Genomic DNA, 10,616 nt, shown 5'->3' on the forward strand with positions numbered 1-10,616 from the left:
AGCCAATGTTGAATCCAGCAGGCGTTGTTATCGATTCGTCTGACCGCGAGCAAAGTTTTTCTTGTCTAACAAAATCCGGTGAGAATTACTATGTTGGCTATATTCAACTTGACGATGAGAACAATCCGTACTACTCGGTAAAAGTTGCAGAAGTAAGTTTATCCGGTCAAGTGCTCTGGCGCCGAACACTCGCCGATAGCGCTCGTAATCAAGCCACCGGAGACCGACAGAGATTGCGGCTATCTCCCTCATCCGGTGGCGGTGTCATTGCCTACTGGCAGGAGTATCGCTCCGATTCCAATAATGGCGCACAGATTTACGCACAGAAGATCGATTCGTTGGGGAATGCGCTCTGGACGAATGGTGGTGTTAGAGTAGGAGCAAGTTTACAGGATCAAGCTTATGCCGACGCGATCCAATCGGGTAACCACTACTGGTTCGTCTGGAAAGATGTTCGCGATGGTGGGATCGCTCAAATCTATTGCCAACGGGTATCCGAATCGGGAACTTTGCTGTGGCAAGGTGGGCACCGTGTTTTCACCGATCCGTATGTTCAGATAGATCCAAAAGTTGTTGCCGGTCGCAACGGCACGGTCTATTTGTTTTGGACTCAGTATTTCTATAACTCTGAACTAGAAGATTCACGTAAATTTCCGATTGGAGTTCATCTCGACGAAAACGGTCTCAATGCCGATTCTCTCACATGGAATGGGACAAATGGTATTGGAGTTTTGTCCTCTTATAAAGGTTCGATTGCCAGTGCAGTTCCCGATGGATATGGTGGAGCCATCATTGGTATTAGTCGATTACGTACGCACTTTGAAGAAAATCTGGTAGTTGCGGTACAACGGATCTACGACCGCACCTGTGTCGATGTACAAGAGCAGGTTTCGGAAGCACTGCCCAACGAATACACCTTGGAACAGAATTTTCCGAATCCATTTAATGGGGAAACCAAGTTCCGGTTTACGTTGCCGGTATCCGGTGTCGTGAAAGTAACCATCTTCGATGTAATGGGGCGTGAAGTTGTAATGCCGATTCATCGACAATTACAGGCGGGTACGTTCGATGTCCGTTGGAACGGAAAGAGTAATACCGGAACGAAAGTCGGTTCCGGGGTGTATTTCTATCGCATCGAAGCCGGTAAATATATTTCCACCCGGAAGATGGTGATGGTGCAGTGAGGAATGAGATTACCTTCGGTGAGCCCTTCGGGGTTGCCACGTCACTTCGCTTCGGCTGTGCTTCGCACGATCCGGAGCTTCGTTCCTCGCAAAGACAGTGGGCGGACACGATGGTCCGCCCCTACCCAGTGTCGATGATGCATTTTGAACAAACAACAGGAGGATGCCATGATTGCCCACATACGCTTTTCAAAACTCCTCATGGTAACATTTTCGATGTTACTATTCTCGACCATTGCCGGTGCGCAATACCAGCAAAACCAACTCCGATATCCCGGCGATTCGCTCGGACTCACGATCCGCGGAGGGAGCAATCTTGCGTGGACCCGGCAAATATCTACCGGAAGCGATGGTATTAGTTACATCGCATGGGGCGAATATGGTGATTATGATTATCGAGTACGTGGTGCCGCTTTCGATTCGTTAGGCAATCACCTCTGGACCAGAACCATCAACAATTGTATTGGTGATCAGGACGATCCCGTTGTGTTAGCCGTTCCCGGCGGATGTATTGTCGCATGGATCGATTACCGGGACGACGTATTAGGTGGCGCAGTCTATGCTCAAAAACTCTCACCTACCGGCATCACGCAATGGCACTCGCTTGGCGATACAATTGTCGGTGTTCGGATTGCAGCGACTCCGGAACAACAGCTTAATATCAAAATGATTTCCGATGGCGGCGATGGCGCGATTCTGGTTTGGGAGGATCAACGGCGTGGCTTGAGTTATGATCTATGGGGAACCCGGATTCTCGGTAATGGACAAACTGCTCCCGGTTTTCGGGCGAATGGTACACCAATTGCCGTTGCGGCGGCAAGTCAACCGTACAATAGCGATTACTCCATTTGCACCGATGGACGCGGCGGCGCTTGGGTCACTTGGGTTGATAACCGCCAATCGGGTGATCCCGATATCTATTTTCAACGACTTCGTGCGAATGGAACATTACTCGTCGATTCTACTGGATTTCAGCTTATTGGAGCAACCGGCGAGCAGGCAAAGATACGAACAGTGGAAGATGGTCGAGGTGGAGCGTTCCTTGTTTGGTACAACAATATATCGCTCGAGGAAAATTCTGAATTATATATGCAGCGGATCGATTCGAGTGGTACACCCCGTTGGAATCCCGGTGTTGCTGGCGTGCCCTTAATCAATGTCGCTGGTTGCCAAACCAATCCCCGGATAATTGCATCGGGAATAGATACCTGCATTGTCGCGTGGGAAGATTTTCGTACTGATCCTGCTGCCAATTCGAATGAAGATATTTACATCAATCGTGTCACCGGTGCCAACACTTTGGTGAAGTTGTGGGGAGAAACTGGCTTACCAGTCTGTGTCAACAGTTACCATCAACGGGAAATGCGGATGATCTCCGATGGTTCCCGTGGCGCAGTTCTGTTCTGGGAAGATGAGCGAAATTACTCATCACCTGAACAAGACTTTTTTGCCCAGCGAGTTAATAGTAATGGAGAGATTGGTTGGGGAGAGAATGGTATTCCCGTTGCATTCGGATTTGGAGGACAACGTCAACCAATGGGGTCAATGGTCCGGCAACGAGTATTCTTCGCATGGGAAGACTCCAGGAATGGATCATTACCAATATATCGAACGATGTTGAATTCATCGGGAAGTCCGGCGAACAATTTCCCAATCGGAGGTATCGAGACTGTCCCCGACATTTCTTGGAATTGCTATGATATTTCTATCCTCTCGAACGAACCGGGGCGGTTTATTACATCATGGGTCGACCAGAGAAGGATGCCGCTTGGAAGTCGGGTTTATTACTCAGTCAACAACGCGATAACAGGAGCGCCGATTGGTTGTGCACTCAATGGAAATCCTATTACACTTGACACCACAAATCGCGTAAGTCAATCAGGCGGTTGGGATGAAAACCCACCGATATTAGTTGCTACCCCTGACCTTGGTGCGATTTCTGTTTTCATAAAGAGAAATGGTGATGATCAATATATACGATATATATGGGGACAGAAGATTTCCCGGAATGGCGAACGGATGTGGGGTAACTTCGGTTCCCAGATTTCATCGTCACATATTAATCCCAATAATCTTTGTGGCGTACCCGATGGTAACTCCGGCGCGCTGATTTGTTTTACTACAGTAGATACAACCACTCCATTTTATTACAATCGGGTTCGGGTCCAGCATATCCTGTACAATGGAGAACCACAACTGCATCCCGATGGGTTGGTAATCGATTCGGCTGATTGTGAGCAGTCTTTTTCCTACATAACAAAATCCGGTGGGAATTACTACCTCGGTTACCTCGAATTGTATGACGAAATCAATTTTTTCTACTCAGTCAAAGTTGCAAAGATCGATCTCTACGGCCAAGTTCTCTGGCGTCGAACCATCGCCGATAGCGCTCGAAACACTTCTAATGGTAATCGGCAACACTTGCGATTAACTCCAGCTTCCGATGGTGGCGTCGTTGCCTATTGGCAAGAGTATTGTACCGACTCCAATGATGGTGGACAAATTTTTGCCCAACGACTCAACTCAAATGGGATTGCCCAGTGGGATAATGGAGGTATTCGGGTTGGTTTTGGAACGGAAGACCAATCGGCTAGTCGCGCAGTTCAATCCGGCAATAACTTTTGGTTCGTCTGGCGGGATGTACGCAATGGTGGGAACGCTCAAGCTTATCTACAAAGAGTTTCGGAAGATGGTTCGCTCGCGAATCCATCGGGAATCCAAATCTATCCATCTTCTAACTATCAAACTGATCCCAACATCTGTGCGGGAAGTAACGGTTCGGTGTTTGTCAGTTGGAGACAATACGGTATTCGAGCGGATTCCGGCGCAACTACCAATACTTTAGCGAAACACTTCAATGCCAATCTCCAAAATGCCGATCCAGTTACTTGGAACCAACCCAATGGAATCGGGGTAGTAACAAGGTATTTTAGTGGTGAGAATACCTTAGTGTCCGATGGGATGGGTGGTGCACTTATTGGAATAAACCGATTCCGACTGCATAAAGAAGAGAACTTGGTCGTCTCGGTACAACGGATCTACGACCGCGCCTGTGTCGATGTCCAAGAACAGGTTTCGGAAGCGTTGCCCAACGAATACACCTTGGAACAGAATTTTCCCAATCCATTCAATGGGGAAACCAAGTTCCGATTTACGTTACCGGTATCCGGTGTAGTGAAAGTTACTATCTTCGATGTAATGGGAAGAGAGGTCGTCACGGCGATTCATCGTCAATTGCAGGCGGGCACCTTTGATGTACGTTGGAATGGGAAGAGTAATACCGGAATGAAAGTCGGTTCCGGGGTATACTTCTATCGCATCGAAGCCGGGATATTTGTATCCACCAAAAAGATGGTGATGGTGCAGTAAGATTGCCACGTCACTTCGCTTCGGCTGTGCTTCGCACGATCCGGAGCTTCGTTCCTCGCAAAGACAGTGGGAGGGCGTGGGAGCCCTCCCCTCCCCATCACCAATAACCCATTGCCCAATACCCAACACCTAACACCCAACACCCAATTTGCCCCCTGCCGGGAAAAACGGTTATCTTAGTTAACCTGTAAAGAAATACTCCGCGTTGAACGCCGTTTTCATTCCTTGCCATTTACCGGAAATCGTCCGCTCACGCGATACATTCGCCATAACCCAGAGATTCTCTAAAGGAGACCGCATGCCTACGAAGATTGCACCGTTCCGCGCTGTCATTTACAACACGAACAAAGTGGGCGATCTTGCCAAAGTTGTCACCCAGCCTTACGATAAAATCGGACCCGACCTCCGCGCCGAGTACTGTAATCGTTCCCCGTACAACCTTGCCCGTGTCATCAAGCCGGTCAACGATCCCGCGCTTCCGCCGGACAACGGTTATAAAACCGCCGGCGACTTATTCAAGAAATGGTTCGACGAAGGGGTATTGATTCGTCGTCCGCAACCGGCGCTTTACGCATACGATCAAGAATATGACGTCGATGGAACAACCTATGTGCGGCACGGCTTTGTCGGTCTGCTCGACCTCGACGCTGGGAAAGATTTGGTGAAGGCACACGAAAAGACACTTGCCGGGCCGAAAGCCGACCGGTTGAAGCTGATGCGCGCCGACGAAGCAAACGAAGGGCATATCTTCATGCTCTATAGCGATCCGACGCTTACGATCTCGGATTTTGTAGCAAAGGGTCGCACCGGCACTCCGCTGCTGGAAACCAAAGACGATTTCGGTTGTACCCACCGGGTTTGGGAAATCACTGATAGTGCGATTCTCAGCGGTATTGCGAAGGGAATCGAAGACAAATTGCTCTTTATCGCTGATGGTCATCACCGCTTTGAGACGGCGCAGAATTACCTCGCGGAATGCAAGGAAAAAGGTTGGAAACCGTTGGGCGTGGAATCGTTTACCCATCGGATGATGACGTTTATCAACCTCGACGAACCGGGTCTCACGATTTTACCGACTCACCGGATGGTACGCGATCTCCCGACCTTCGATGGCAATGCGTTCCTCGAAAAAGCCAAAGCATGGTTCGACGTCAAGTCGTTCACCGACCGCACCGCATTGCTGGAAGCCATGAAACTGCCTGGCCACCATTTCGGACTTTCCGCTAACGATATCGACGGTTATACGATACTCACGCTGCGCGACGAAAAAGTTATGGACGAGTTGGGACCGAAAGAGCAATCGAAAGCCTGGAAGCGGTTGGATGTAACGATTCTCCATACGCTGTTGCTCGATAAACTGCTCGGCATCGATTCCGCGAAATTGGAATCGCAAGCCCACGTCGATTACGCCCGTGATCCCAACGGCGCGCTCGATAAACGGGAGAATGGCAAGTACCAAGCGGTTTTCCTGATCAATCCGACTGGCGTCAAGGAAGTGAAGGAAGTCGCGGAACAAGGCGAGAAGATGCCGCAAAAGTCCACCGACTTCTACCCGAAGCTGTTGAGCGGTCTCATCATGATGAAGATGGAAATCCAGAAGTAAGAGAAGGGGCAGGTCTTAGACCATCCCCTTCTCTACAATTAAATGTTTCGCAAAATTGAATTGAGATTTGGACAGACCGGTGTGTTTGTCCTACAACTGTAGGGGCGTATGAAATACGCCCCTTTTGTGTTTGAACTCGACATTTGCACTAATTGTCTTTAGCTTGCAACAAAAAGCCCACCTCCCTCCTCTAACGGACAAGTTCGGTCAATTTCTGTTTTCGGGAGGGGTTATGTGGTTCAAGTTAATAATATTCTGGTGTTTCGTGGTGTTTGTCGTAACGGGGTACACGAAGTTGTATGTTGCGCATGCCGCCAACACGATTACCGCAGTGCGAGTCGAAAAAGGTCCGCACCTCGATGGAAAACTGGATGATGCGGTATGGCAGCTTGCCGAACCGGCCAGCAATTTCATCCAACGCAGTCCCGAAAACGGTGATCCAGAAACTGAAAAGACGGAAGTACGGTTGGTGTATGATCATAAGGCGTTGTATGTCGCGGGGTGGTGCTGGGACAGCCAGCCTGACAAAATCTCCGCCTACGGGTTACGCAGGGATTTCGATCCCAGTGCGGAAGATGCGTTCGTCATCGCATTGGATACTTATCGTGACCGCCGCAATTGCTATTACCTCGGCACCAATGCCAACGGTGCGTTATATGATGCATTGGGTGCGCAAGACGGCATGTACTTCAATCCCAATTGGAATGGTGTCTGGGATTGCCGCGGCAGCCGTGACGACAAGGGGTGGTACGTCGAAATGATGATTCCCTTTTCAACCCTGCGGTTCACCGAGGACTCAATACAAGTTTGGGGTGTGAATTTCGAGCGCGATGTCCAACGAAACAATGAATTCGATTTCTGGCAACCGCTCCTCCCCAATCAGGAAGCGACTGTTGTATCGCGAGCGGGAACACTGTTAGGGTTAAAGAACATTCAGCGTGGCAACGATATCGAGATCAAACCATACGGCGTTGGTGGTTTTACAAAACTGTATCCCGACTATGGCGACGATCAAATCGAAGTCACCAAAGCCGGCATCGATATCAAGATGCCACTTACCTCTACCCTCACCCTTGATTTAACGACCAATCCCGATTATTCCCAGATCGAAGATGACCGACCGATTATCAATCTGTCACGAGTACCCCAGTTTCAAGGGGAACGCAGAGAGTTCTTCCTCGAAGGGGGTGGAACTTTTAACTTCAATTTCTCCGACACCCCGAACCTTTTTTACAGCCGCCGAATTGGATTCTCACCAAACGGTACGCCAATCCCGATACTTGGTGGAGCGAGAGTAACCGGCAGTGTGGGAAAATACAACATCGGCGTATTGACGATGCAGACGGCAGAGAAAGGGACGATACCTTCAACGAACTACTCGGTAGCGCGGGTGAAACGAAATGTTCTCCGGCAATCCTACATCGGAGTGATGGCAACCAATAAAGAGGAATCGTCGCGTTACAACCGGGTCTTCGGCGCCGATGCGCTCTTGAAGTACGATCATGTGTTGGGAGATAATTATTTCCAACATGGCGGTGCGTTCGCTATGTCGAAAACCCCGGAGTTGGTTGGCAGGAACACCGCTTGGCGGTATTTCATTGAATCGCCGAACGATCAAATATACTCGTTTGTATCCTATCGCAGCGTCGAAGAAAATTTCAATCCGGAAATCGGTTACAACACCCGGTATGGTAGGAAATTTGCCACCCAGTTTACTTATGCGATACGTCCTACCCAACATGGATTCCGGCGGATAGCCTTTACTCCATTCATCATCGACCGTTACTGGGACGTCAATGGTAGACAGGAGAGCCAATATTACACGTTGGGCGGATTGAGCGCGACGTTGAACAGCGGCGACTATGCCGAAGTAAATTTCAATCGATCCTACGAACGGTTCGATTATAGTTTTCCCCTTATTGGAAACGCATTCATTGAGAGTGGCGAGCATTGGTACAATGAGGGAAGAATTAATTTGGGCACTAGCTCACAGCGGGAAGGATTTGTTTACTCCGAGTACACATTCGGCGGATTCTACCAAGGCACCCACCGCTCCCTTTACAGCTCCGCGAATTGGCGGTTGAACCAACATTTCACATTGAGTGGAGATTACACCCGGAACGATATCGAATTGAGTGGAGTTCGGGTAACGACTTCGGATTATGGCTCCCGGGTCCGGTATGCCTACAGTACCCGCGCCGATGGTTCGTTGTTCGGACAATGGAACAATCAATCGAAGAAACTGAACATGAATTTTCGCTGGCATTGGATGCCGAATCTCGGAAGCGACGTTTATCTTGCCTATAACCAGCGGTTCGATACCGTCGGTCGAGTTAAGCCGGTGGATGCGACCGTTTTGTGTAAAGTTACCTATCGGATTGTCGTATAGTTCCAGCGGTATTTTTTTCGAAGCGGGGCGTAACATCGGAGTACGCCCCGTTTTTCTTTGTATTTTATCGGAAACAACCGTGAGCATATCGTGGAACTTCGCGAAGCGTATGAGATTCTTAGTTTGCCATTTGGCGCTCCACTCGATGATGTGAAAAAAGCGTTTCACGACGAAGCGCAACTCTGCCATCCTGACCGCCACAGCACCTCTTCGGAAGGGGTGCGAAAACGAGCGGAAGAGCGGTTTAAGCTGATCAACGAAGCGAATCAAGTCATCGCTGAATTTAACGAACGGTTCGGTAAATTCGAACGCAATGATGGAAATAGTGGCGAAATTATCATTGATAAAGAACCTCACCAACCAGCGAGCAAAGAAGCTTTGGGTAAGTTTATGGTGGGTGAGAATCGTCACTTCGAGACTCAGCTCGACAGTGTTAAGTACTTACTTTTGTACATGGCCGCGCTCTTTTTCGCGTTCCGTGTAAGCGGCGATTCATGGGCTCCCGTTTTGATTGTATTAGGTGGCGGAATCGTTTTACTTTTACTACGAATCCTAATAAGGCGGCGAGGTTAAAACGGAACTACACGAAGCATACGAAATCCTCTCGCTTCCTACCGGCGCACCACTGGAAGATGTGAAACGCGCGTTCCGTGACGAAGCGCAGCTTTGCCATCCCGACCGATTTAGCGATTTAGCCGAAAGTGTCCGGGAGCGTGCCGAAGCTCGCTTTAAAATAATCAATGAAGCATACCAGACAATTCAAGATTTTACCGAACGATTTGGCAATTTTCCTGCAACCGAAACGGTTGAAATTTCCTCTATCAAGACTCCCGAAGAGATAAAAATTGAATCAACCTTGAACCAGTTTACCCACGAACTGACGAATCAACAGGATCGTTACTTTCACTCCCTCTGGTTCTGGTTAGCAGTATCGGTTGTATTCTTTGTTGTTATGGCATTTTCAGCAGTTACGTGTTATCCAACGCTTTATCACCCGAGTAAAGCTCAAACTTTCGATCCCGATATTCAGAAACAGTAACACATTTCATTGAACTTTTCGCTTTGAATTTTGTAAATTTTCCTTACATTGTCTGCTCATCTACATTACAAGAGGAATACCATGAATCAGGCGCAACGTTATTTTTTACTTTTTTATTTCAGCGCTCTTCTAATTTTTTGTCTCTACGTTCCGATAACAACCACCGATCCGAGCGATGGACATAAGATTCAGTCACGGGCTTGGATCTGGAAACTGAATGCAAGTACTGATGCATCCGCGTTAAGCGCGACTCCCCGCAATTTAGCGCTCGATACACTGGTATGGCAGACGATCCTCGCCACGGCAATATGCGGCTTGGCATGCATCATCGTTAGCAACAAAGACTTCATCATCTCGCTGGTGTTTATCATCTTCGCAATGATCGTTATCGGTATTCTAACAATGCTCGTCATCAAATTGAAAACATCGGTGTAACCGAGCAACTCATCATTCACAAATTGCGGAGCCCGTTCCTCAGAGCGGGCTTTTTCATTGTCACGAAAAAAAGGGGCGTATGAGATACGCCCCTTCTTCCAAAAAATCTCCGATTTGAAACTACGCGATGGTAACCTTTTTGCAGAGATACACATCCTGAATCGCATGTAGCAACTTCACACCATCTGCCATCGGCTTTTGGAATGCTTTCCGACCGGAAATCAGACCGACCCCGCCAGCCCGTTTATTGATGATTGCGGTACGAATCGCTTCCCCAATATCATTACTACCAGACGGCCCACCGGAATTGATGAGACCGATGCGACCCATGTAATTGTTGGCAACTTGGTAACGGGTTAGGTCGATGGGATTATCGCTCGCAAGTTCGGTGTAAATCCGTTTGTCGAATTTACCATAGCTCGAGCTACCCATGTTCAATGCCGCATACCCGCCATTGTTTTCGGGCAGTTTTTGCTTGATTAAATCCGCTTCGATGGTGACGCCGAGATGATTTGCTTGCCCGGTCAAATCTGCCGATACATGGTAATCCTTACCATCTACTTTAAACGCATTATTCTGGATGTAACACCACAAAAC

At 48.7% G+C, this 10,616-nt stretch carries 8 protein-coding genes; 7 read left to right on the plus strand and 1 reads right to left on the minus strand.

The window, feature by feature from the left end; genetic code table 11:
• From OEM52_10835 to OEM52_10865, 7 genes are all read left to right on the plus strand, one after another.
• The coding region (locus tag OEM52_10835) for a T9SS type A sorting domain-containing protein (protein MDK9700628.1) at window positions 1–1,184 on the plus strand (1,184 nt) is incomplete at its 5' end.
• Between the two features lie 168 nt (window positions 1,185–1,352).
• The gene (locus OEM52_10840) at window positions 1,353–4,553 is read left to right on the plus strand and encodes a T9SS type A sorting domain-containing protein (GenBank protein ID MDK9700629.1); all 3,201 of its coding nucleotides are present in this window, start codon (window positions 1,353–1,355) and stop codon (window positions 4,551–4,553) included.
• 298 nt (window positions 4,554–4,851) lie between these two features.
• A complete protein-coding gene (locus OEM52_10845) occupies window positions 4,852–6,156 on the plus strand; it encodes a DUF1015 domain-containing protein (protein ID MDK9700630.1) in 1,305 nt (434 codons plus the stop codon).
• A 232-nt stretch (window positions 6,157–6,388) separates the two neighbouring features.
• The gene (locus OEM52_10850; GenBank protein ID MDK9700631.1) at window positions 6,389–8,545 is read left to right on the plus strand and encodes a carbohydrate binding family 9 domain-containing protein; all 2,157 of its coding nucleotides are present in this window, start codon (window positions 6,389–6,391) and stop codon (window positions 8,543–8,545) included.
• A gap of 90 nt (window positions 8,546–8,635) precedes the next feature.
• Window positions 8,636–9,118 carry a J domain-containing protein gene (locus OEM52_10855; GenBank protein MDK9700632.1) on the plus strand — a complete coding sequence of 161 codons (483 nt, stop codon included), beginning with the start codon at window positions 8,636–8,638 and terminating at the stop codon, window positions 9,116–9,118.
• Between the two features lie 25 nt (window positions 9,119–9,143).
• Window positions 9,144–9,584 (plus strand): J domain-containing protein, encoded by a 441-nt coding sequence (locus OEM52_10860; protein MDK9700633.1) that lies wholly within the window; start codon window positions 9,144–9,146, stop codon window positions 9,582–9,584.
• Window positions 9,585–9,665: 81 nt separating this feature from the next.
• Window positions 9,666–10,019, plus strand: coding sequence for a hypothetical protein (locus tag OEM52_10865; protein ID MDK9700634.1), 354 nt, complete (start codon window positions 9,666–9,668; stop codon window positions 10,017–10,019).
• 120 nt (window positions 10,020–10,139) lie between these two features.
• Here the strand turns inward: OEM52_10865 and OEM52_10870 are convergent.
• Window positions 10,140–10,616: fructose-bisphosphate aldolase (locus OEM52_10870; protein MDK9700635.1), on the minus strand; the 477-nt coding region annotated here is incomplete at its 5' end.

The organism is bacterium (assembly GCA_030247525.1).
GTDB lineage: Bacteria > Electryoneota > JAOADG01 > JAOADG01 > JAOADG01 > JAOTSC01.

Excerpts from the sequence above, each read along its gene's own strand:
- OEM52_10840 (MDK9700629.1), top strand. The coding sequence starts at position 1,353 with ATGATTGCCCACATACGCTTTTCAAAACTCCTCATGGTAACATTTTCG.
- OEM52_10845 (MDK9700630.1), top strand. The coding sequence starts at position 4,852 with ATGCCTACGAAGATTGCACCGTTCCGCGCTGTCATTTACAACACGAAC.
- OEM52_10850 (MDK9700631.1), top strand. The coding sequence starts at position 6,389 with ATGTGGTTCAAGTTAATAATATTCTGGTGTTTCGTGGTGTTTGTCGTA.
- OEM52_10865 (MDK9700634.1), top strand. The coding sequence starts at position 9,666 with ATGAATCAGGCGCAACGTTATTTTTTACTTTTTTATTTCAGCGCTCTT.